The sequence below is a fragment of the Streptococcus sp. 32226D021BW genome, from assembly GCF_053545015.1.
Map to the genome: position 1 here is coordinate 116140 of NZ_JBPPVC010000002.1, position 22729 is coordinate 138868.

Annotated in this window: 26 protein-coding genes; 2 read left to right on the forward strand and 24 right to left on the reverse strand. The window is 43.1% G+C overall.

What is annotated here, in order from left to right; translation table 11 throughout:
• Nucleotide 1: 1 nt before the first annotated feature.
• The 8 genes from ACEE44_RS02060 to rplK form a co-directional block, all read right to left on the reverse strand.
• Nucleotides 2–856 carry a CvfB family protein gene (locus tag ACEE44_RS02060; protein ID WP_449171085.1) on the reverse strand — a complete coding sequence of 285 codons (855 nt, stop codon included), beginning with the start codon at nt 854–856 and terminating at the stop codon, nt 2–4.
• Nucleotides 857–979: 123 nt separating this feature from the next.
• Entirely contained in the window at nt 980–1537 is a 558-nt protein-coding gene (frr, locus tag ACEE44_RS02065) for a ribosome recycling factor (RefSeq protein ID WP_105108778.1), read from the reverse strand.
• Nucleotides 1538–1557: 20 nt separating this feature from the next.
• Complete coding sequence (pyrH, locus tag ACEE44_RS02070) at nt 1558–2292, reverse strand: UMP kinase (protein WP_172029101.1); 735 nt, start codon at nt 2290–2292, stop codon at nt 1558–1560.
• Nucleotides 2293–2398: 106 nt separating this feature from the next.
• Nucleotides 2399–4039 (reverse strand): putative polysaccharide biosynthesis protein, encoded by a 1641-nt coding sequence (locus ACEE44_RS02075; protein ID WP_449171086.1) that lies wholly within the window; start codon nt 4037–4039, stop codon nt 2399–2401.
• A 515-nt stretch (nt 4040–4554) separates the two neighbouring features.
• A complete protein-coding gene (yghU, locus tag ACEE44_RS02080) occupies nt 4555–5343 on the reverse strand; it encodes a glutathione-dependent disulfide-bond oxidoreductase (RefSeq protein ID WP_449171087.1) in 789 nt (262 codons plus the stop codon).
• An 8-nt stretch (nt 5344–5351) separates the two neighbouring features.
• The gene (locus ACEE44_RS02085) at nt 5352–5642 is read right to left on the reverse strand and encodes a hypothetical protein (RefSeq protein ID WP_332413074.1); all 291 of its coding nucleotides are present in this window, start codon (nt 5640–5642) and stop codon (nt 5352–5354) included.
• A gap of 106 nt (nt 5643–5748) precedes the next feature.
• The gene (rplA, locus tag ACEE44_RS02090; RefSeq protein ID WP_024379858.1) at nt 5749–6438 is read right to left on the reverse strand and encodes a 50S ribosomal protein L1; all 690 of its coding nucleotides are present in this window, start codon (nt 6436–6438) and stop codon (nt 5749–5751) included.
• A gap of 43 nt (nt 6439–6481) precedes the next feature.
• Nucleotides 6482–6907, reverse strand: a complete 426-nt coding sequence (gene rplK, locus ACEE44_RS02095) for a 50S ribosomal protein L11 (RefSeq protein WP_105109941.1) — start codon at nt 6905–6907, stop codon at nt 6482–6484.
• A 154-nt stretch (nt 6908–7061) separates the two neighbouring features.
• Between rplK and ACEE44_RS02100 the strand changes: the two genes are divergently transcribed.
• Entirely contained in the window at nt 7062–7430 is a 369-nt protein-coding gene (locus tag ACEE44_RS02100; RefSeq protein ID WP_332413077.1) for a DUF3397 family protein, read from the forward strand.
• A 39-nt stretch (nt 7431–7469) separates the two neighbouring features.
• Here the strand turns inward: ACEE44_RS02100 and gloA2 are convergent, their stop codons facing one another.
• From gloA2 to ACEE44_RS02145, 9 genes are all read right to left on the reverse strand, one after another.
• Entirely contained in the window at nt 7470–7856 is a 387-nt protein-coding gene (gloA2, locus tag ACEE44_RS02105) for an SMU1112c/YaeR family gloxylase I-like metalloprotein (protein WP_332413078.1), read from the reverse strand.
• Nucleotides 7856–10201 (reverse strand): DNA translocase FtsK, encoded by a 2346-nt coding sequence (locus tag ACEE44_RS02110; RefSeq protein ID WP_449171088.1) that lies wholly within the window; start codon nt 10199–10201, stop codon nt 7856–7858. Before ACEE44_RS02110 ends, gloA2 begins: the two co-directional genes overlap by 1 nt.
• Before the next feature lie 123 nt (nt 10202–10324).
• On the reverse strand, nt 10325–11677 hold the full coding sequence (locus ACEE44_RS02115) for a glycoside hydrolase family 32 protein (protein ID WP_449171089.1): 1353 nt from the start codon (nt 11675–11677) through the stop codon (nt 10325–10327).
• A 21-nt stretch (nt 11678–11698) separates the two neighbouring features.
• On the reverse strand, nt 11699–13306 hold the full coding sequence (locus ACEE44_RS02120) for an ABC transporter substrate-binding protein (RefSeq protein WP_449171090.1): 1608 nt from the start codon (nt 13304–13306) through the stop codon (nt 11699–11701).
• Nucleotides 13307–13352: 46 nt separating this feature from the next.
• Nucleotides 13353–14240, reverse strand: coding sequence for a carbohydrate ABC transporter permease (locus tag ACEE44_RS02125; protein ID WP_449171091.1), 888 nt, complete (start codon nt 14238–14240; stop codon nt 13353–13355).
• A gap of 9 nt (nt 14241–14249) precedes the next feature.
• Complete coding sequence (locus ACEE44_RS02130) at nt 14250–15170, reverse strand: ABC transporter permease (protein WP_449171092.1); 921 nt, start codon at nt 15168–15170, stop codon at nt 14250–14252.
• A 154-nt stretch (nt 15171–15324) separates the two neighbouring features.
• Nucleotides 15325–16314, reverse strand: coding sequence for a LacI family DNA-binding transcriptional regulator (locus tag ACEE44_RS02135; protein ID WP_332413086.1), 990 nt, complete (start codon nt 16312–16314; stop codon nt 15325–15327).
• A 156-nt stretch (nt 16315–16470) separates the two neighbouring features.
• The gene (locus ACEE44_RS02140; RefSeq protein ID WP_449171093.1) at nt 16471–17016 is read right to left on the reverse strand and encodes a hypothetical protein; all 546 of its coding nucleotides are present in this window, start codon (nt 17014–17016) and stop codon (nt 16471–16473) included.
• A gap of 118 nt (nt 17017–17134) precedes the next feature.
• A complete protein-coding gene (locus tag ACEE44_RS02145) occupies nt 17135–17476 on the reverse strand; it encodes a DUF2500 domain-containing protein (RefSeq protein WP_449171094.1) in 342 nt (113 codons plus the stop codon).
• Between the two features lie 144 nt (nt 17477–17620).
• Between ACEE44_RS02145 and ACEE44_RS02150 the strand changes: the two genes are divergently transcribed.
• Nucleotides 17621–18427: a peptidylprolyl isomerase gene (locus ACEE44_RS02150; RefSeq protein WP_449171095.1), complete on the forward strand. Its 807-nt coding sequence runs from the start codon at nt 17621–17623 to the stop codon at nt 18425–18427.
• Nucleotides 18428–18453: 26 nt separating this feature from the next.
• Here ACEE44_RS02150 and ACEE44_RS02155 read toward each other — a convergent pair whose 3' ends face one another.
• The 7 genes from ACEE44_RS02155 to ACEE44_RS02185 all read right to left on the reverse strand — a co-directional run bounded on the left by ACEE44_RS02155 (nt 18454) and on the right by ACEE44_RS02185 (nt 22720).
• On the reverse strand, nt 18454–19143 hold the full coding sequence (locus ACEE44_RS02155) for a 5'-methylthioadenosine/adenosylhomocysteine nucleosidase (protein ID WP_449171096.1): 690 nt from the start codon (nt 19141–19143) through the stop codon (nt 18454–18456).
• A gap of 8 nt (nt 19144–19151) precedes the next feature.
• Nucleotides 19152–19472: a cell wall synthase accessory phosphoprotein MacP gene (gene macP / locus ACEE44_RS02160; RefSeq protein WP_105124599.1), complete on the reverse strand. Its 321-nt coding sequence runs from the start codon at nt 19470–19472 to the stop codon at nt 19152–19154.
• 9 nt (nt 19473–19481) lie between these two features.
• Complete coding sequence (locus tag ACEE44_RS02165) at nt 19482–20027, reverse strand: NUDIX hydrolase (RefSeq protein ID WP_449171097.1); 546 nt, start codon at nt 20025–20027, stop codon at nt 19482–19484.
• Between the two features lie 8 nt (nt 20028–20035).
• Entirely contained in the window at nt 20036–21418 is a 1383-nt protein-coding gene (gene glmU / locus ACEE44_RS02170) for a bifunctional UDP-N-acetylglucosamine diphosphorylase/glucosamine-1-phosphate N-acetyltransferase GlmU (protein ID WP_449171098.1), read from the reverse strand.
• 170 nt (nt 21419–21588) lie between these two features.
• Complete coding sequence (locus ACEE44_RS02175) at nt 21589–21903, reverse strand: hypothetical protein (RefSeq protein WP_449171099.1); 315 nt, start codon at nt 21901–21903, stop codon at nt 21589–21591.
• 65 nt (nt 21904–21968) lie between these two features.
• On the reverse strand, nt 21969–22442 hold the full coding sequence (locus ACEE44_RS02180) for an ASCH domain-containing protein (RefSeq protein WP_449171100.1): 474 nt from the start codon (nt 22440–22442) through the stop codon (nt 21969–21971).
• Nucleotides 22439–22720, reverse strand: coding sequence for a hypothetical protein (locus ACEE44_RS02185; RefSeq protein ID WP_004194843.1), 282 nt, complete (start codon nt 22718–22720; stop codon nt 22439–22441). The genes ACEE44_RS02180 and ACEE44_RS02185 overlap by 4 nt, the downstream gene beginning before the upstream one ends.
• Nucleotides 22721–22729: the final 9 nt, after the last annotated feature.

A 22729-nucleotide genomic window follows, 5' to 3' on the forward strand; every position in this document is an offset into this window, starting at 1 on the left:
GCTAGATCAACTCCGTTCCAAATTCATCTTGCTTGACCTTACCAGCCTTCATCAAGCCACCTAGGGCCTTTTTAAATTGTCCCTTGGAAATACCAAAGGTGGACTTGATGTCTTCCGGAGCAGACTTGTCGTTCAAGGTCATAAAGCCCCCACTGCTCTCCAGATAGGTCAAAATCATCTGGGCATCATTTTCCAACATCTCAAATGAACGCGGTTTGAGCGATAAATTCAATGTTCGGTCGACTGCCCGATAACCAATCACACGTACCTCCAAGACCTGACCCAAGCGTGGCTCGGCAAACCGTTCACTAGGATGGATAAATCCAAGCATATTGTTATCAGGTAGATAGACAAAAGTCCCTGTCATCTTCAGACGGTAAACGATGGCACGCAGGGTTTGGTTCTGCATATTATCATAAGCAGGACCCGCCATCTTTTGGAAATCTTCTTGAAAAGCTGGTAGGGCCCAGATACGGTCTTTCTTATCCACATCCAATTTCACATAAAGTTGGTCGCCTTTTTTAGGCCACAACTCCTTGATTTCAGGCAAAATATCCAAGGAAACAACCACCTGCTTGTCTGGTAAACCAGTGTCCACAAAGACACCCAAGTCTTTACGAACATCAGTCACTGTTCCCCAACCAAAGCTAGTCCGGCTTGCTCCCACTTCTTTAGTGGTTAAACGCAGCTTTTGTTTCATATCTGTATAAGCGAAACCCTCGACAGATTGCCCTAGTTGGAACTCTCCTTCATCTTTTGAAAGAGCAAAGGTCAGACCTTCTTTCTGGATAAAGTAATACTGGTCATTTTGGTCGGTCACAAGACCAACCACATAGTGTGCTAATAAATCATTCATGATTTTCTTCTTTCTGATTAAAAATGGAGGAGTTTTGTCTAACTCCCCCATTAGATGTTTATTGTATCATCACTTACGTTAGACATGTTAGTAATGACTTCTAGTTGCATTAAAGGAAATGGATTAGACTTCCAACAATTCTTTTTCCTTGTCGGCAGTCATCTTATCGATGGTCTTGATAGCTTCATCAGTGACTTTTTGAATATCTTTTTCAAGGGTTTTCAAGTCATCTTCCGTGATTTCTTTCGCTTTTTCAGCTTTCTTAGCTTCATCCATGGCATCACGACGGATGTTTCGGATAGCCACTTTAGAGTTTTCACCCACTTTTTTCACATCTTTTGCCAAGTTTTTACGAGTTTCCTCTGTCAATGCAGGAATAACCAAGCGAATAACTGTACCATCAGACTGTGGTGTCAAACCAAGATCAGATGCGTTCAGGGCACGCTCAATATCCTTCAAGATTGACTTGTCAAATGGTGTAATCAAGAGAACACGCGCTTCTGGAACGGTAATACCAGCCAATTGGTTCAAGGGAGTTGGTGCACCGTAGTATTCTACTGAGATACGGTCCAACAAGCTAGCATTGGCACGACCAGCACGGATATGGCTAAACTCACGAGCCAAACTCTGATGCGATTGGTTCATGCGTTCTTGGGCTTTTGCAATAATTTCTTTAGACATAAGACTTCCTTCTTTATATTTTATTTTTCTTCTGTAGAGTTAGAAACTGTAGTACCGATTTGTTCACCAAATACAACACGCTTGATATTGCCTGGTTCGTTCATGTTAAAGACTACCAAGTCAATATCGTTGTCCATTGAAAGAGTTGAGGCCGTTGCATCCATGATTTTCAAGCCACGGCTGATGACTTCACGGTGGGTTAATTCATTAAACTTAACCGCATTGGCATCTTTCTTAGGATCGGCATTGTAAACACCATCCACACCGTTTTTAGCCATCAAAATCGCATCTGCTTCAATTTCTGCAGCACGAAGAGCCGCTGTCGTATCCGTTGAGAAGTACGGAGAACCAATACCAGCTCCAAAAATAACAATGCGACCTTTTTCAAGATGACGAAGAGCACGACCACGAATATAAGGCTCTGCAACTGACTGCATGGCAATCGCTGTCTGCACGCGTGTATCCACACCAAGCTGTTTAAGGGAATCAGCCATTACAAGAGCATTCATCACCGTACCAAGCATACCAGTATAGTCTGCCTGCACACGATCCATACCAGCCTCAGCAGCAGGTTCACCACGCCAAAGGTTACCACCACCAATAACAAGGGCAATTTGAACACCTGATTCTGCTACTTCTTGAATTTCCTTAGCCATTGCTTGAACCGTTTGGATGTCAATACCGACACCACGTTCACCGGCCAAGGCCTCGCCAGATAGTTTGATTAGAATACGTTGGTATTTAGGTTTCATCATCTCTCTCCTCTTTTTTATCCCTACTATTCTACCACAAAATCAAAATTTTTTATAGAAAAATCTCCACGAAAAAAGGAAAATCCATTCCAGATTTTCCTAGAGTTTATTAAGCCAATTTTAGTTTGCGACGGAGCAAGTCTGCCCGACCGCCAATCAAACGATCCAGCTGTCGTGTCTTCAAGGTCAAAATGACAAAAACGAATACGCCCACCCCTCCCGAAAGGAGCAAATGAACAAAGCTCGACAGATAACCACCAGCTGGTAACAAGTGATTGAGAAGCAACTCAAGTAGCCAAACAATGCCACCCATAACCAGGGAAATCCAGCTAATTGTCACAATATCTTTCACAATCAATCCTTCGTCCACACCTAAGACTGCGTCAATACGCTTATAGAATAAATAGAGCATGACGGTAAGACTGACCAGGGTTGAAAGGAAGGGGCCGTATACTTGGAAGAGATAAATCATTGGCAACTGCAAGACCACTTTTATCAGCATCCCAATCGCAAAATAGATAACCGCTCGACGATTTTCAAAAATCGCTTGAATGACAACACTGATAACAGAGTACAAGCCAAGAGGTAAAATCATGACCAGGTTCCAAACAAAAAGCTGAATTTCAATATCCTGCGATTGACCGTAGAAGACTGAGTAGAGTGGTCTAGCCAACAAGACCGTTCCAACAATGGCTGGAATGGTAAAAATAAAGAGTAACTGCAAGTTATCCGCCACCAAATTGGAAGCTGCCTTCAAATCTTTTTTTACAAACTTCTCAGTAATGAGTGGAATAGCTACACTGCCCAGACTGATAGAAATCCCAATAATCATCATGGTAATCTTATTGGGATTGGCAGACATAAAGGAATAGAGTTCCAAGAGTTCCGAATTGGTAAGGCTTGTAATCTTCTCCATGACATTGATAAAGGTAACTTGGTCAATAAATTGCAGCAACTGGATGGTCAAACTCAAGATAATAATCGGAATGGCATCCTTGACTGTTTCTTTGATGAGTTGACCTGTATTGACCGATATGTTCTGCTTCTTGGCATGGAGTAATTTTCCCAGATAACCCTGTTTCCAGAGAGTATAAACCAGAATTCCTACACTTGCCAGCATACCTATAAAGGCAGCAAAGGTCGACTGTACCACTGCGTCTAGATAGTTCCCGTTGCCCAGCTTCATGATAATAAAGGTAGCTGCTAGAATCCAAATAACACGAACCAACTGCTCAGCCAGCTGACTGATAGCGTAAGGTTTCATATCGTGCCGCCCCTGGAAAAAACCACGTAGGATACTCATGGCAGGGAAAATAAATAAAGGCGGAACCAGACTGTACATGACTGGTATCAGCTTCTCTTTAGAGCCTGACGCTTCTGCTAACCAAGGGGAACTGATGAACATGGCTCCTGCAAAAACTGCACCGAAAACCAGCATGAGTTTAAAAAACTCTCTGACCAGGTAGAGCGAGACATCTTCTTTCCCTAAAACATTGTACTTGGCCACTTGTTTGGCAATAGCTGTCGGTAGACCAGCTGTAGAAATCAATAGGAAGTTGGCATAAATTTGATAGCCCATGCTAAATAAGGCATTGGCCTCCGCCCGATGTTCTCCCAACCAGATATACCAAGGTATCACATAGGCAACTCCCAGCAGACGACTGAGAAAATTCCCAGCGGTCAACCAGGCCATGCCTCGCACCATGGTTTCTTGTTCACGAGATTGGCCCATTTTTGTTTGTTCAGACATGATAAAACTTCTTTCTTTTAAGATAACTCCTCTATTATAAACTTTTATCAAACCATTGTAAAATATGAGCAAGCAAAAGGGAGTGGGACAGAACTCAACAATTAAAAGAAGAGTTCGTCAACAAGTCCTTATTTCCAGTTGTTGAGCTGAAACAGTCTATCCCCAGACTGTTTCACTCCCACCCCCGCATAGCTCCAACAGTCAGAGTAGTGACTGTTGGAGGTTGGAAATAGAGCGAACTTTGTTCGCAACAGTCGTAATGGTCAGATTTGGAGTGTGAAACACGAACAAATCTGCCAATCAACCACTGCGCTGAGATGTTGACGCTAACTTTGAGAAGTGGTGCTGGGCTTGAGCCCAGCCTCGTTACTTAGAACCTGAATTCACAAGCAAAGTCCTTTTAGATTAGAGCTAGTTTTTCACTAATCAAGGCAGCTTTTTAGGGAATATTAACAAAGGCTGAATAAGTGAAAAACTAGCCATAGATGGAAGTGCTGGAGGGTGAATACGGGTTCTTAATCTTCTATAGAAGCATATTTTACTACCAGACCTCTCTGAACGGCTGGACGGTCTGCAATTTTTTTCACCCAGGCTACTAGATTATGATAAGAATTCACATCTAAAAACTCTGCTGAACCTGGATAGAGTTGACCCTGAACCAATCGACCATACCAGGACCAGATGGCTATATCTGCGATGGTATAGTCTTTTCCAGCAATGTATTCTCTGGTCGCCAATAATTGATCCAACAAATCTAATTGGCGTTTGGTTTCCATGGCATAGCGGTTAATCGGATATTCCTGCGCTGTCGGAGCGTAATGGAAGAAATGTCCAAATCCTCCACCAACAAATGGAGCGGCGCCAGTTTGCCAGAAGAGCCAATTAAGAACCTCTGTCCGCTCTGCCCAAGCTTTTGGTAGGAAGGCGTCAAATTTTTCTGCCAGGTAAAGTAGAATGTTGGCTGATTCAAAAACTGTAACCGGCTCCTTCTCAGAGTAATCTACCATAGCTGGAATTTTTGAGTTTGGATTTATCCCAACAAAACCAGAGCCAAACTGATCCCCTTGACCGATATTGATCAGATATAGGTCGTAGGCTGCGTCTGAAATCCCTAACTCCTTCAACTCTTCCTGCATGATAGCAACCTTAATACCGTTAGGTGTTCCCAAGGAATAAACTTGGAAAGGCTTCTCTCCCTTTGGTAGGTCTTGCTCAAAGCGACTGCCTGCTGTTGGACGATTGCCTGAACGATTGTCATTTTCATCTTCCCACTTCCATACAAGTGGTTTTGTGTATTCTGTCATGTTTTCTCCTATTTTACCTTTCCTGGAAAAAGACTAGCATAGCGATAATGGTTTTGAACCTCTTGAAGGTAATGGGCTAGTTGCACCAATTCCTTAGGCGCTCGACAAGTCAGAGCTGTTAACTCTGCATTGATAAAGCGACTTAAGTGTCCAGCCAGTATATAGAGATTTTCCTCCTTTTCCAGCTGACCTGCTACCTCCAATATTTTTTCACGCAGGGCTTCTGAAAATGCTTCCTGCGGAAGGTTGTAGGCCGCAGAAAGGTATTTATAAAACTCTTCTTTCTCTGCTACTTTCATCGGATAACTCCTTTTATGTAAATTGAATATAGTATAAATCGAGATCAAGTGCTTGTCAAGAAAATCTCAAGAAAAAAAGATTGCCCTAAGACAATCTTTCTATTGATTAAAGTGAGTTTGGATCTACTTTAATACCAACACCTTGTGTTGTTGTGATTGATACTGAAGTCATGTAAGTACCTTTAGCTGTAGCTGGTTTAGCTTTAGCCATTACATCGTGGAAAGCTTTGAAGTTTTCAACGAGTTTGTCAGCGTCAAATGATACCTTACCGATAAGAGCTTGTACGATACCTGCTTTGTCAGCACGGTAAGTGATTTTACCACCTTTAGACTCTTCAACTGCTTTAGCAACATCCATTGTTACTGTACCAGTTTTAGGGTTTGGCATCAAGTTACGTGGACCAAGTACGCGACCAAGACGTCCAACAACTGCCATCATATCTGGAGTTGCGATAACAACGTCGAAGTCCAACCAACCACCGTTGATTTTAGCAACGAGGTCATCTTCACCAACAAAGTCTGCACCAGCAGCTTTTGCTTCTTCTGCTTTAGCACCACGTGCGAAAACAAGAACTCGAGCAGTTTTACCAGTACCGTTTGGCAATACCATTGCACCACGGATTTGTTGGTCTGCTTTACGAACGTCGATGTTCAAGTTGTAAGCAACTTCAACTGACGCATCAAATTTAGCGAAGTTAGTTTCTTTTGCAAGAGCAACAGCCTCTTCTACGCTGTACAATTTTGTGCTGTCGATTTTTTCAAGAGCAGCACGCAAGTTTTTGCTTTTTTTAGCCATGTTATATGTCTCCTTGTAATCAGATAATCTTGGGTGCTACTTATTAGTCAGCAACAGTGAATCCCATAGAACGAGCGGTACCTTCGATCATACGAATCGCAGCTTCAAGAGATGCAGCGTTCAAGTCAGGCATTTTAGTCTCAGCAATTTCTTGTACTTGTGCACGAGTAACTGTTGCAACCTTAGTTTTGTTTGGAGTACCTGAACCTTTTTCAACACCTGCAGCTTTTTTCAAAAGAACAGCAGCCGGTGGTGTTTTAGTCACGAAAGTGAATGATTTATCTTCATACACAGAGATAACGACTGGGATAATCAAACCAGCTTGGTCAGCCGTACGAGCGTTGAACTCTTTAGTGAATCCCATGATGTTGATACCTGCTTGACCAAGTGCTGGTCCGACTGGTGGAGCTGGAGTAGCTTTACCTGCAGGAATTTGAAGTTTTACGAGTTTTTCGACTTTTTTAGCCATGATATAAAATCCTCCTATTGTGGTTTTGGCGGTAATTACAGATTTTTACCTCCCACAAATATGTGTTTTACACATACCTTTTCATTATACATGATTTTTTAAGAATTGCAAGCTTTAAGTTTACTTTTTTTAGCATTTTTTATAGAATGAATATATGTTTGAATCAATATTATTTTTAAAAATCATAGCTATTCTTTTTGTATTTCTAACTTTGGCGATTTCTATCATAATAGTTAAAGTTTTCAATTTAAAAAAATATGGAAGAAATTTCGCTGATATTGCTTTTCCTTTATATGCTTTTGAATTTTATCTCATTTCAGATAAAATGTATTACAATAGCTTATTGCCTCACCTTACTTTATCTCTTTCTCTGCTATCACTGGGGCTTTGCGCATTCTTTCTCCTAAATAAGAGAAGCTTCTCTTATAAAAGATTTTTCAAGGTTTTTTGGCGTTCCGGTTTCATTTTGACATTTTTCATGTATTTAGCTTTAGTCATTGCTGTTTTAGTACTCAAATCATAAACAAAGTCCCTTGTAGCTAGTTGTTACAAGGGGCTTATTTTATTCATGGATTTCAAGTGGAAGGCCATCTGGATCAAAGAAGAAAGCCATCTTCTTCCGGTCAAAATCATCTGTCCGGATAGGTTCATGTCGAATACCTAAACGGTCAAATTCTTCCAGACAAGCTTCCACATTAGCCACTTTAAATGCTAGATGGCGTAATCCTGTATGTTCAGGATTGGGCATGGCTGGACGAAGAGGCGCATCCGGCTTGATAAAAATTTCCAAGACCATATTTCCTTTTTTGACATTGAAAAGAATGTCATTTTTTTCTGGACGGATGTGTTCATCTAGCTGCTCAAAGCCTAATTTTTCAACATAGAACTCTCGTGTTCGTTCATAATGGCTGCCGATGATGGCAATATGGTGGACTGCTTCAAATTTCATTACTGTGTTTCCAATACCTTTCTAGGTTTGGTTCCCTCTGCAGGACCAATCACCCCTGCTGCTTCCAACTCTTCCATTAGTCTGGTTGCTCGGTTAAAGCCGACAGACAAGCGTCGTTGGATCATAGAAGCACTGGCTTTCTGAGTTTCCACTACCAAAGCACGCGCTTCATTGAAGAGTGGATCTCCACCCTCATCACCAAAACCAGATTCTCCGTCACCGTCTGCAACTTCTCCAGGGTCGAAGGTTTCATCATAATCAGCATCTGCTTGTTCCTTGACAAAGTTGACAATGCGCTCAACATCGTCATCGGAAATAAAGGAACCTTGTAATCGAACGGGTGCAGACTCTCCAATAGGATGGAAGAGCATATCTCCACGACCCAAGAGTTTCTCTGCTCCATTTTCTCCTAAAATGGTCCGCGAATCTGTACCAGAAGCGACCGCAAAGGCGACACGAGATGGCACATTGGCCTTAATCAAACCAGAGATAACATCAACAGACGGACGCTGGGTGGCCAGAATCATGTGAATACCTGCTGCACGCGCCTTTTGCCCCAAACGAATAATGGCATCTTCCACTTCCTTGCTGGCCACCATCATCAAGTCTGCCAACTCATCGACAATGACGACAATGAGGGGAAGGGGAATTTGTTTTTCTTCTGAACGACTGTTAAACTCTTCTACCTTGGCATTGTAGCCTTCCAAATTGCGCACACCGATATGACTAAAGAGCTCGTAGCGTTTTTCCATTTCGTCCACGACTTTTTGAAGGGCCCGAGCTGCCTTGCGCGGATTGGTCACTACTGGAATAAGCAAATGGGGAATATCGTTATAGACGGACAATTCAACCATTTTAGGATCAATCATCATGAATTTGACCTGATCTGGTCCTGCCTTCATCAAAATAGAAGAGATAATACCATTAACAGCAACGGATTTCCCTGAACCAGTTGAACCAGCGACCAAGAGATGGGGCATTTTGGTCAAATCAAAAGAACGGACCGAGCCATTGACTGCCTTACCAAGTGGAATTTCTAATAGCTTGCTCGCATCTGTCTTGGATTGTTCCCAAAGTTCGCGGAAAGGAACCATGGCCACTTCTGAGTTTGGCACTTCGATACCAACCAAGGATTTACCAGGAATCGGTGCTTCAATACGGACATCCTTAGCAGCCAATGCCAAGGCTAAATCATCTGCCAGATTGGAAATCCGATTGACCCGCACACCGACAGCCGGTTTTAGCTCATACCGTGTCACAGATGGACCAATCTCTGCACGCTCGACCACTACCTTTATGCCAAAGCTGGCAAAGGTATCTTCTAATACCTTGATATTTTGACGAACAATCTTTTTCTCATTTCCTTGTCCTTTAGACTTGACCGGGGCAAAGAGGTCAATGGACGGCAGTTTGTAAACCAAATTCTTTTTAGGCTTGAAATCAATCTGAATATCTTGACCATCATCTTCAGCAATAGGCTGGCTCTGAGGGGAAATTTCTTCCTCATCTTCCACCAGCATAACCGGAAATTCATCTTCTACCTGATGGTCATAGCCAGAGATAATAGGAACTTGGAAAGTTTGTTCTTCCAGGATTTCACCCGTTTCTAAGTCAATCCGTCTATCATCTAACTCAATGGTCTGAGTATTTTCCTTATCCTCTAATTGAAGTCGTTCTTCCTCAAGACGAGCCAATTCTAGCTGACGTTTTTCTTCTCGTTCAGCCCGCTTGACCTCGCGAAGCTCTGCCCGTTTTGCCTGCCCCTCAGCCAACTTATCCTTAGCCAGTGACAAGCCATCCGCCACATCATAGACAGACCATGGACCTAACTTAAAAATCCCAAAGGCCAGGACCAAGAATCCGATGAAGAAGGCACCTGCATTAGCAAAGAGGACAGACACCGGCCAATAAAAGACACTGCCCAGCAAGCCACCTCCAGCAAAATTAGTCACCTGAAACTTTGATAAATCGCTCAAGATAAGTTTGAAGGTCTGGTTGAATAAGTCACTTCCTTTATAACCTAGATCCAAATAAGCCTGAAATTCGATTAGAAGCCCGATAAGAAGAAAACAAAATCCCGAGATAGTCCCCTTGCGACTGCGGATCTGTGTCGGTACAAAGAGGAAAATAAGGGCGCCTACCAAGACCAGGTAGGTTACACTACCAAACATCAAACGTAGTATGTTGTAGCTAGTTACCCCAAATGCTCCCAAACGAATAGCAGCGAAGAGGACAAAAAGTATACCAGCCACTCGTAATGTGACATTTTTTACCTTATCTTGCTGGGCCTGTTCTGCCTTGGTCGGCCTGCGGGTCGCCTTTCCTTTTTTACTTGTTTTTGCCATAAAATCCTCAACTTTCTCAATCTCTTTATTTTATCATAATTGAGAATATTTTTCATATCAGAAAAAGCCCTGCTTTTTACAGGACTTCTCTTGGAGTGAGAGTATAATTTAGGGGGGACAATGTTATTTAATTGCTCGCTCACCTTCTACATAGAAGGTTGAGGTCAAGCTTTCTTGACCGTCGTTGACAAGGATTTCCACACAGTTGGTGTCAACCAAGACTAGTAGGTCTGTCGCTTGCACAGTAACTGCTCGACGAACCGTTGGCCACTCTTCTTCACCAACTTGCTGGATTTTGAGTGAGCTACGGTCGATATAGACTTCTTGGCTTTCTTTATCATAACCAAATTGCAGGTAATCTTGGTCGCTTCCAAGTTTTAGTTCCAAACTGTCTTCCAGTTTAAGAGAGAGCTTGCTTGGACCTTGGATACTTTGTCCAATTTCAATATCGCTGAAGGCTTCCAAGACACTTGTTGGCAGAACTTGGTGCAATCCGTTTTCAGTCTTCTTGAGAATGCGTGGAAGGGTCATCTGACCGTACCACTTATGGCCTAGGTCATTGGTCACCAACTTGCGTCCCCAGGTGTGCATCCAGGCTACCATGATACGTTCGCCTTCTGGACCTTGGGTAGTCTGAGCTGCGTAGAAGTCATGTCCGTGGTCAATTTCCTTAAAGGAATCTGCCACAAAGACCTTCTTATCCCAGTCCACATGACCTGTCACAATGATGTTGGAATTGATATTGATAAAGTCATTCCCGTCTTTTTGGTAACGCATTGGAGAAATAATCAGGTACTCTTGACCACCTACTTCAAAGTAGTCAGGACATTCCCAGACAAAGCCTTGGTTGGCCTCACCTTTCAAGAAGATAGACTCAAATTTCCAATCTGTCAGGTTGGGGGAGCTGAGTAAGACGATACAGCCGACATTGTCCTTGTGCTTGGTTGCGACAACAGAGTAATAGTGACCATCTTTCTCAAAAATCTTCGGATCGCGGAAGTCATTGGCAATGACTTCTTCTGGCAGTCCTTCTGCTGTTGCGACTGGATTCTGCTCGATTTTTTCAAAGTGAATACCGTCAGTCGAGAAAGCCATGTTCTGAACTTGGCTAACTGTCCCGTCTTCATTGACGATGTGACCTGTGTACATGAGCCAGAGGACATCATCTTTGACAATGGCAGAGCCCGAGAAACAGCCGTCTTTATCGTATGCTTTATCAGGAGCTAGGGCAACTGGAAGCTGTTCCCAGTTGACCAAGTCCTTACTTTTCGCATGACCCCAGTGCATCGGTCCCCAAACACTCTCGTAAGGGTTGAATTGGTAGAACAAATGGTATTCTCCACGGAAGTAGATAAATCCATTGGGGTCGTTCATCCAGCCTGTTTCTGGTGTTAAATGGGCTTGCGGTTTGAAAATCGGACTGACCTTTCCTTTTTCTGTCTGAATAAATTGATTGGCTTCTACTACTGTTTTCACAGGCAGCCTCCTTTTAATTTACTAATTTGCTTTGTATTGATCGTAGTATTTTTGCTTGATAGCTAACCAGTCAGAAAGTCCATAGCTTTCCAACTCTTTCAAGTAGCTATCCCACTCTTCTTCAATACCACCGTTGACAATCCATTCTGCACGTTTGCGGTAGATGAAGTCGTTCATATCTGCTTCAACTTGGGCAATCTTGTCCAAATCTTCTTGTTCCATGAAAACACGAGGGTAGATATCATCGTTGGTCACATAGTCAAGATAGGTTGCGTGCATCAAGTCCAAACGCCATTTAGCATCGTCTGGCATAGTTGTCACAGTTCCGTAGTACTCATCAAGAATAGCAAGCGGTCCACCAACTTCTGTCTTCTGACGCAATTCGCCCGGTGCAGTACCGTTCAATGGCAAGTGTTTCAAGCTATCTGTCGCTGCGTCGTATTCGAAGATGTTTTGTTGGGTTTCATCACCATAGGTACCCCAGTTGTTTTGAACAGACTGGATTGGTTTGTATTGGGCATCAATCCATTTAGCAGTCAGTTCCAAGTTTTGGTTAGCTGAGGTAATGACCATGCGGTCGCGTTGGAAGCCCATACCGTTTGTACGTGTGATGTGCTTGGTTCCGTCAGGTCCTGCCAACACAGGCAAGATATCATAAGTATCGTTCATCCCTGTAATGTTCGCTTTATCCCAAGTGAAGTACACACCATAGAGGTTCTCACTTCCTTTTGCCAAGTAGGTATTCCAGTCTTGCTCAAAGGCTTCTGGGTCAATAAGGCCTTTTTCTTGAAGGGTACGCATGAACTCAACACCTTCTTTGTAGTCTTCATTGTCCGCTGTAAAGTCAACGGTACCGTCATTGTTTACGACGATGTGGTCGTCGTTATCTCCGACGCCAAAGGCACCAAAGAGAATCTTGAAGTCTTCGCCGCCGTTACCGTTGACAAAGGACATTGGGATTTCATCTGCCTTACCGTTGCCGTTTGGATCTTTTGTCTTGAAGGCTTCCAAGACCTTGATCAAGTCATCAGTTGTTTTTGGCATGTCAAGACCAAGCTTGTTCAACCATTCCTTGTTAATCCAAGCAATATCGCTGACAGTATGGATAGATTCCTTACCTTCACCCAACTCTTCAATCCATGGGAATGAGTAGATATGACCGTCTGGTGCTGTAATCATAGAGCGGTATTCGGGATTTTCATCCAAAATTTTCTTGAGGTTTGGCATATGCTCATCAATCAAGTCTTCAACTGGTACGATAACCCCTTGTTTTGCCCAGTTCATCAATTCCACATCAGAAGCCCCGTCATTATGGATGGCGTCTGGCAAATCACCTGAAGCAATGTCCAAGTTCCGCTTTTCACCAAAGTCAGACTGATAGTTGGTCCATTCGATATGAACGCCCGTTTCTTCCTCAAGACGTTGGAAAATCAACTTATCATTCGGATCAGCTGGAGCTAGGGGGGAGCTAGCTGTCATGAACTTAAGCGTGACTGATTTTTCAAGCGGAAATTGGACATCTTTCAATTCATAATCAGGGCTTGATGCGGTATTTTTTGAGCCACAAGCAGCCAATAAAACGGTACTTGCTAGAAGCGTAACAACTGTTTTTCCAAATTTGTGTTTCATCAGAAACAACCTCCTGTTTCGTTTTCTATAAAAATTTTGAACAATTTTAACCTTTTAGTGAGCCAGCCATAATCCCCTTGTCAAAGTATTTCTGGAAGAATGGATACATGACAATGAGTGGCAAGCTAGAGATGACAATGGTCGCATACTTAATCATTTCTGCGATGCGTTTCATTTCATTCATGGCAGCCTGGGCACCAATCATGTCCTTAGCAGGCTCGCTTTGAATGAGGATTTTACGAAGTACTAGTTGGAGTGGCTCCAAGTCTGGATCCTTAATGTAAATCATGGCATCAAAGTAAGAATTCCATTGACCTACAAAGGCATAGAGGAAGAGCACAAACATGATTGGCTTAGCTAGTGGAATCATGATTTTCCAGAAAATCTGAAATTCATTGGCACCGTCCATTACGGCTGCTTCTACCAACTCATCTGGTAAGCCTTGGAAATAGGTACGTGCCAAGATGATATTCCAAACATTGACTGCACCAGGAATAATAATGGCCCAGACAGTGTTCAGCATTCCCAAATCTTTGACCAAGAGATAGGTCGGAACAAGTCCACCACCGAAGAACATGGTGAAAACTAGAAAGGCGTTAATCCATTTTTTTCCAACTAAATCTTTTTTCGAGAGTGGGTAGGCAGTCATGACTGAGATCGCCACGGTCACGAAGGCAAAAGAGAAGGAATAAAAGAGGGAGTTGAAGAATCCGCGTAGGACAGACTTGTCTGAAAATACCCGTTGGTAACCTTCTATTGTCCAGTCCTTTGGATCAAAGCTAATTCCCTTGCTGACCAAAGCCTGCGGATCCATGAAGGAAGCGACTAAGATATAGACCATAGGCACAACTGTTATGAGAACAAGAAATGCCAGCAAGATTTTATTGACAACCAGCATTCGCTTGTCAAATTTTGTGTACATTTGTGTATTCATACGAACCTCCTATAAGCCTTGTCCGTCGTTAATGCGTTGGACAATCTTATTGACTGCAATCAGCAGGATAATATTGATAAAGGCATTGAACAAACCAACCGCTGTTGAGTAAGAGTAGTCCCCTGACACCAAACCGATTTTATAGACATAGGTTGAGATGATTTCAGAGCTGGTCAGGTTGAGGGAAGTCTGCATCAGAAAGGCTTTTTCATAACCAACGTTCATGATGCCCCCAGCTGCCAGGATAAACTGAATGACCATAACTGGTTTTAGTGCTGGTAAGTCAATATGCCAGATACGTTGGAAGATATTGGCACCGTCTAATTTTGCTGCTTCAATCAAGGCCGGATCGACATTGACCAAGGTCGCTGTGTAGAGTGTTGATGCCCAACCCATTCCCTGCCAGATACCACTGAGGATGTAGAGGGGTCTAAAGAAATCAGGATCTGTCAGGAAGTTTGCTTCAATGCCAAACATACCTAGGATGGAATTGACCGGTCCTCCTACTGAGAAGAAGAGGAAAATCATACCAACGATGACCACGACTGAGATAAAGTTTGGAGCGTAGAGCACCAACTGAATCCGTTTTTTAGCCTTATCGCTCAATAGTTGATTTAGCATGATGGCTAAAATTATCGGAGGAAGAAATCCTAGTAGCAAGCCATAGACACTCAATTTCAAGGTGTTGGCAAGCAAATTACCAAAGTTTGGAGACGAGAGAAACTTGGTAAATTCTGAAAATCCAATCCACTCACTTCCTAGTACACCTTTTAAAGGGTTGTAGTCTTTGAAGGCAATCAGCACCCCGTACATGGGAATGTAACGGAAGATGAAGGTCAAGATCAAGCCTGGTAGTAACATCAGTAGCAAGAGTTTCTGTTGCTTGATTCTATCGAATAGACTAGCTTGTTGCAGTTTTGATGTTTTCATAAGAACTCCTTTTTGAAACGTTTCAAATTTATTGATTTTAGAAAGAGGATGCGAACCTCTTTTTGAAACGTTTCATTTTTCTTGTAAAAATAAAACCAACTGTTTATTGATGATTTTATTTTATCATTGTAACCGCTTTCTGTCAACTGCTTTTTTAAAAATTTTTTGTAGTTTTTCCGTCCACATAAGAAATTGGTAACGTTACTTGGAGAGGACGCTCCCTTTTCTCGATGACATCGACTAGACAGGCAACTGCTTCTTGGGCCATAGCCTCCAATGGCTGACGAATGGTGGAAAGTTCTAGAGAGCGTTCACTTGCTAACTGAATACCGTCATAGCCGATTAACTGCACGTCTTCTGGAACCCGTCGTCCCAGTTTTTCCAAAACAGCAAGTGTGTCTAAGGCCGTAAAATCATTGATGGTGAAAATAGCATCAACCTGTGGATTGTTAATCAGAAACTCTTCGACTTGACCGACAAAGTCATCATATGGCTCTTCCAAGTCCAAGACATGACAAGGAAAACCTGCCTCTAAAATTCGCTTTTCAAAATACAATCTACGCTTCTTGGTTTCGTTGATTGTTTTATTATGCCCACCGATAAAGGCAAAATGGCTACCACCTTTTTCAATCAAGGTGTCCGCTGCTAGTTCTGCACCAGCTCGGTTGTCCGAACTGACACAGGCTATGGCCTTGTTTTCGTAGGTGCGATCGATACTGACAAAGGGGATATTGGACGATAGATAATCGTCAATAGGGCTATAGGTGATAGCAATAATGCCGTCCACCTTATTTTGTTGCAGCATGGTCAGATAATCCAGTTCCCTTTTTGGACCTGAAATATTGCAAAGGAGCAACTTGTAATTTTTCTTACTCAGCTCCACTTCAACATGATAGGCAAATTCTCCAAAAAAGGGATGCCAAACTGTCGGAATAATCAAGGCAATGGTTTCTGTCTTGTTCTTCTTCATGCCACGGGCATAAACATCTGGAATATAATTCAATTCCTTAATGGCAGCATTGACTTTTTCAAGAGTAGCTTCCTTAACGCCTGGCTCATTGTTGATAACTCTTGAAACAGTCCCAACGCTTACACCAGCAACCCGCGCTACATCTTTCATGGTGATTGATTTTTGCTCTTCCATGGTTTACCCCTTTCTTTTGAAACGTTTCAATAATTTATACTAGAATATCATTGATAGCGTTTTCTGTCAAGAAAACTTGATTTGTTAGCAAATTAAAACACCCAAAAAGCTAGAATGATTCTAACTTTTGGGTGCCCTTCAAAAATCTTTTCTATTTTATTTGTACATCTTCTTCATTGGGTGTTTTGCAAGCACTCCTGGGTGATTATCGAGAGCAGCTCTGCCTTTTTCCGTTAGGGCATAACCTCGGACGGTAAAGTATGGAGCCAGCTTTTCTTCTGTCAAGTGGTCCTTGAGGGCAGTGTCGAGGTCGGCCGCCTTCATCTTGGATAGGCCTGTCACACCCTCTGCTTTGAGGATATTTTTCTTAGCAGTCGAAGTAATGTGATCTAGGGAATCAAAGGCTGATTCCACATAGGCATAACCGTCTGCGATCAACTGATCCATGTGAGCAGGGCCGTTGATACCATAGATATACTCAAAGTACTTGGAGTAGGGCGTCGTCGTTTCAAAAGAACCCAGGCTAATCCGCCATAGCAAAATAATGTCTCCTGGCAAAATTCCTTCTTCCAGACGAACCATATTGCGTTTGGGCACTGGCTTGGCTTCTAAGAGCCAGGTCGCTAGGTCGCGTTCTGGGGAGATATAGGGCTTGACCTCATGGTCCTTGTACATTTCTTCAATACGTTTTTCTACTGACATGTTCAACTTTCTCCAAGTATATTCCTATCAGCCTGATTGGTTTGATTGACCAAGACATTTGACTGATAAACTCCTGCTATTATACACTATTTTGTGGATTTCAAACAGAAAAGAAACCCTAGCTCCGATTAAAGCCTAGGAATCGAGTCCCCTGAAAATGTAGGGTTCCCCTGTCGCCCTCAGCCAAGAGGGCAAATTCATCCGAGCGAACTCGAAACTCTTGCCGTTTACCTTCCCATTCAAAGGTCACATAATAATTGGTCCGTGCCATTTCATTGCCAAAGACATGGGTCCGTTTGGCAACCAGCTTGGCTGTACACGTTTCTCTTGGTGACTGATTATTACGAAGCCACTCCGTCGTATTTTTGAATATCTGAAAACAAACGGTTCCTAGTATGAGTGTAGCAAGAGCGTAGAAAAACAACATAAGCAAACCTGAACTATTGACCAAATCTTCCATACTTAACTACTCCTTTTTTACTAATAGTATATCAAATTATCCACAAAAATCTATAGAAATTTTGTCACTTCAGCAGAAAATTGAAAATTGTATGAAATCATGGTAAAATGAGCATAATTTTACGTTTCCCAGAAAGGATTTTCCATGAAAAAACGACTATTTTTTGCTCTAGCATCCACAATTTTATTAACAGCCTGTGCAAGCAATTCCACTACCAGCACTGAACAATCAAGCTCATCTAGCTCCAGTTCGACCCTGGCAACCACCACAGACACAACTGCGTCTAGTAAGTATGCCAAAGACCTAGCCTACGCCATCAACAATCCCGATGCTAGCTTCCCACAGCTATCTAGCGAGGTTGCTGAAAACGAGGCGGCTGTAAAAATCAAAACGACCCAAGGGGACATCACTATCAAACTCTTCCCAGAGCAAGCACCATTGACTGTGGAAAACTTCCTGACCCATGCCAAAAACGACTACTACAATGGCACTATTTTCCACAGGGTTATCAAGGACTTCATGATTCAAGGAGGAGACCCTCTAGGAAATGGTACAGGTGGTGAATCTATCTGGGCTGGAAAGGGAACAACTATCGACGCCGGCTATGGTTTCAAAGATGAGATTTCTGCCTTCCTCTACAATATCCGCGGTTCATTGTCTATGGCTAATGCTGGCGCAGGAACCAACGGCAGTCAGTTCTTTATCAACCAGAATACAACTGATATGTCAAGCCAACTATCATCTTCAAAATATCCAACAAAAATCGTTGACGCCTATAAAAACGGTGGAAATCCAAACCTAGATGGCAAGCATACCGTCTTTGGCCAAGTCATCGAAGGTATGGACATTGTGGATAAAATCGCTTCTGTCGAAACAGACAGCAGTGACAAACCAAAAACAGATGTCAAAATTGAAGCTATTGAGATTATGAAAGATTACACCTTTGAATAAAGGAAACCCAGCCCCCTGGCTGGGTTTTAAACTTGTTCTAAAAAGGCAATCAGGGTCTGGGCAGACCGTTCACCTGCCTGGATAATAAATTCATCAAAGGTGATATTGGCATCCCCTTGGGCTGTGTCACTCATGGCACGGATGACTAAGAAAGGTTTACCTGTATTAACGGCCGCTTGGGCAATAGCCGCTCCTTCCATCTCCACAGCCAGAACTTCTGGGAAATGTTCCTTTATGCTGGCGATCTTATCTTGACCAGCGATAAAACTGTCACCAGTTACAATCAGTCCATGATGGCTACTTATTTCCTGCTCTGCCAAAACGCCTGTTAACTGTTCTAACAAGACTTGGTCTGCTGGATAATACAATTCCTGCCCTGCCATTTGCCCATAGGCGTAGCCAAAAGCCGTCACATCGACATCGTGGTAGGCCAAGTGAGTAGCTACCACCACATCACCGATGGCGATCCCGTCAGCTACTGCCCCTGCTGAGCCTGTATTGACAATGGCGTCCACTGCAAAGCGGTCAGCCAAGATGGCTACAGACATTGCTGACATGACCTTGCCAATGCCTGATTGGACTAGAACCACTTCATGCTGGCCAATTCGACCTTGGTAATAGGTCCGTCCCAAGACAGCTACTTCTACTTTTTCCTGGAGATGCTCGACCAAAATCTTCAGCTCCTGGGGCATGGCAGCAATAATTCCAAATTTCATGATTTCTCCTAAATAAATAATACTGCAATAATAAAGACAATCAGTAAAAGGATGACCCAAAAGAGAATTTTGTTGACTTTTCCTCGAAATTCTTCCCGTTTGATGGTTTCAATTCTACGACTTTTGACCACCGATGGTTTGACAGGGATACGGATGGTCTGCCCTTCCTCATAGCCTTGGTAGTCTTCATCTAAAATGGGCTCAAAAATCTTTTCATCCATGGATACAGTTTGCTTGGGACTGAAATGCCCAAAGCGTTCATCTGTATCAGCCTCCTGCATTTTTTTCACTCGTTTTAGTATTTCATCCGTTAACAAGGGCTTGCCCACTGTCATCTCCTACTTTCTCATGAGTTGTAAATATTGAACCGCCAAAATGGTCTTGGCATCACAAATATCCCCACTTGCGACCAAGTCCAAGGCTTCTTCTAGGGTTACATAAGACAGTTCAATGACCTCGTCCTCATCCATGGGACGAGGGTTTTCCACTTTAACCAAGTTATCAGCTAAATAGAGGCGAATACGCTCATTACAAAAACCGATAGCAGAGTAAAAATCCGCCAACAAGGTCAATTTGTCACTGGTATAGCCTGTTTCCTCTTCCAATTCACGTAAGGCAGCATCTTCCAGCGTATCTTCTTCGCCTAGTTCCAACTTACCTGCTGGAATTTCATAGATAGCGCGCTCGATAGCCTTTCGGTATTGTTTGACCAAAATCATCTTATCTTCTGGAGTAACTGCTAAGACACAGACCGCTCCCTTGTGGAAAATCAGTTCACGCTTGCCAGTCCCACCATTTGGCAAAGCCACATCATCGACGACGACATCAAAGATATGACCCTTGAAAATCTCAGTACGGTTGATGGTTTTTTCTTCAAAATTCATAATAGTACCTATTTTTGACTAGGATGGAAGGGAAAGCGGGTCGCATAGCCTTCCTTGTTTTCCTGACGACTACGACCAATACCGATAGCATCTTTTGGAATGTCCTTGGTAATGGCAGAGCCAGCAGCAAGCAAGGCATTATCACCGATAGTTACTGGGGCGATGATGGTTGAGTTTGAACCGATAAAGGCATTGTCGCCAATCGTGGTCTTGAATTTATTTTTACCATCATAGTTGACCGTAATGGTACCTGCACCAACGTTGACATTGCTGCCAATAGTTGCATTGCCCAAATAAGTCAAGTGACCTGACTTGGTTCCTTCACCCAGTGTTGATGCCTTAACCTCGACAAAGTTTCCAACGTGAACATCTTTTTTCAGAAGGCTATCTGGACGGATATGGGCGAATGGTCCTACTGTCACACCCTCTTCAATAACAGACTCTTCAATGTCTGAATTGCTAATAACGACATCTGCTGCGATTTTAGAATCACGGACACGAGTGCCGTTTGTCAAGATAGTTCGCTCACCGATGACCGTTTGACCTTTCAAGACTACATTGGCTTCAATGACCGCTTCTGCTCCAATTTCTACATCAATGTCGATATAGGTTGCTTCTGGATTGACAAAGGTTACACCGTTAATCATGTGTTTCTCATTGATCCGCTTGCGCATGACTGCCTCTGCAGTCGCAAGGGCGATACGGTCGTTGACACCCAGGCTTTCATCAAAATCTTTAAGGACATAGGCACCGACCTTCTCGCCAGCCTGACGGAAAATAGAGATGACATCCGTCAAATAGTACTCACCTTGGGCATTGTCCGTATTGATCTCCTTAAGAGCTTCAAACAAGCGCTTGTTGTCGAAGAGATAGGTACCAGTATTGATTTCCTTGACCTGTTTTTCGAAATCATTGGCATCTTTTTGCTCAACAATTTTCAAGACTTCGCCATCAGCGTTGCGGATAATACGACCATAGCCGAAGGGATTATCAGCCTGAGCTGTCAAAATAGTCGCAACGTTTTTATGGCTGATATGGAAATTGATCAAGTTCTTCAAGCTTTCGCCTGTAATCAGTGGCGTATCACCTGCAATGACCAGTGTTTGTCCTTCCAATCCTGCCAAAGCTGGCTCAGCCATCATGACCGCATGACCTGTTCCCAACTGTTCTGATTGGAGGGCAAATGCTGACTGACCTTCTAAAACAGTCTGTACCAATTCTGCCTTGTGCCCAACAATAGTCACTGTTTTGGCAGGCTCCATGGCATCCACGGCACGCTTGACATGCTCCAACATGGTAATTCCGGCCACCTTATGTAAGACCTTTGGTAAGTCAGACTTCATGCGAGTTCCCTTACCCGCTGCTAGGATAATTGCATAGTTATTGCTCATAAGTATCTCTCTTTTCATTTGTATATGACCCTATTATAGCAAATTTTACCTTTTTTGGAAAATAGCAAAGTTCCAACTGTCTGGGAAACAGTTGGAAGTTGGAAATAGAGCGAACTAGTTCGCTTCAGTCGTAACAGACAATTTAGATACAAAAAAGGAGCCTAGGCTCCTTAGATCGTTAAGTGAAGACCTCGCAGGCCGTCCTCTCTAGTTTGCTCCGTCAGGACTTTAAACTCCTCCCAGACAGGGCGTTCTTGGTCTGTAAAACGGAGATTGGCGCCAGGCAAGCTAGCATTGGAAATGGCCTGAACAAAGCCTGACAAACTGGTTGCCAAAGCCACACCGTCCTTACTGGCCACATCTTCCTTGGTCACAAGCAAGGCTGACTGCAATTTCTCCGTCAGTTCTTTGCCGATTGTTTCCTCTTTCCCAGCCAGAATGGGAGAAAGCTGATCTAATAACTCAATAACACGTTGTTTATCCATAGGATCCTCCCAGTTTTTTGTTTTTATATTATTATATCAAAAATAAGAGGCAAACCAGAAAAAACTTACATTTTAGGATAAACCAATTCAAATTCTTCACAGACGACTAGCATATCTTCTGAGAAGGGCAGACCTGCTTCTGCCAGCCAAATAGTGAAGAGTTCCTCATGGACCTGCCGCCAGTGGATCAGACTTTTCGCTTTTATGACAGACAAATCACCTTCCTGACGGAACTCGCCCTCCTTATAGGCATGTTCTTCCGTCACTTGGGAAAAGGGCGTCATATAGACCTTGGTGGTCTGGATAATGCAAACAGCTTGACCTTGACCATCCAGAATGATGTCATAGCCACCAGCTTTTGGGATTTCTTCTCCCTCTACTGCGTAGAGGGCATGGGCAGAGCTGGTTGAGGTTTTTATACCTCTGGCTACTAAATCAGCCAGTCGATCAGCTTCCGCCCCAAAGGCCCAGGCCTCTGGCTCAGGACCTGCTTGGGGATTGATAGCAAGAAATTCTTGCCAAAGTTGTGTAGGGGTCATAGGGGGTCCTTTCTAGAGATTTGCCAATTCTTTGCTTGATCAAGTAAAGCCTCAAATCCATAAGGGATTTGATTTAGAAGTGTTTCGGTTATCCCAAACTGAAGTATCTCAACTAAAGCAATTAATTGAACATCTGCAATGTCATGAATATCTCCACAAAGAAATTGCCACATCCCATCTTCCAAGTCGTGACTGATATAGGTTATCGGTTTATTCTCTTCACTTATGTGTTTACAGATTACCACTGCAACATGAGGATTATCATCAAAGATCAACATCACTTTCCT